Source organism: Mycolicibacterium flavescens (assembly GCF_001722335.1).
GTDB lineage: Bacteria > Actinomycetota > Actinomycetes > Mycobacteriales > Mycobacteriaceae > Mycobacterium > Mycobacterium flavescens.
Window position 1 is genome coordinate 1 of sequence record NZ_MIHA01000071.1, and the last position, 318, is coordinate 318.

The 318-nt window shown below is 69.5% G+C and carries 1 protein-coding gene; it reads right to left on the reverse strand.

Translation table 11 applies throughout. From position 1 onward, the window contains the following. The coding region (locus BHQ18_RS28880) for an HNH endonuclease signature motif containing protein (RefSeq protein WP_131815758.1) at window positions 1-303 on the reverse strand (303 nt) is incomplete at its 3' end. Window positions 304-318 lie beyond the last annotated feature (15 nt).

Here is a 318-nt window from a genome sequence, read left to right on the forward strand (position 1 = left end):
GGCGTCGTGGGCGCCGTCGTCGGGGATCAGGTAACGCTCGGGGTGGTGGTAGTTGTTGACCCGGGCCTGGCCGGTGTCCAACTGCGGTGGGGGTCGCCATTCGGTGCGGCCGTCTTTGCGTTTTCCGGTGCGCCACCCGCCGGGTCTGACCGCCCGGTTATCCGGTCCACAGGCCAGGGTCAACTCGGTGATGTTGGTGTGCCCATCATCGGCCCAGTCGGCGACCGCGTGATGGACCTGGGTCTCATAGGCCGGGGCGCTGCACCCGGGGCGGGTGCAGCCCCGCTCGGCAGCGAACAACATCAACCGCTGCGCCGT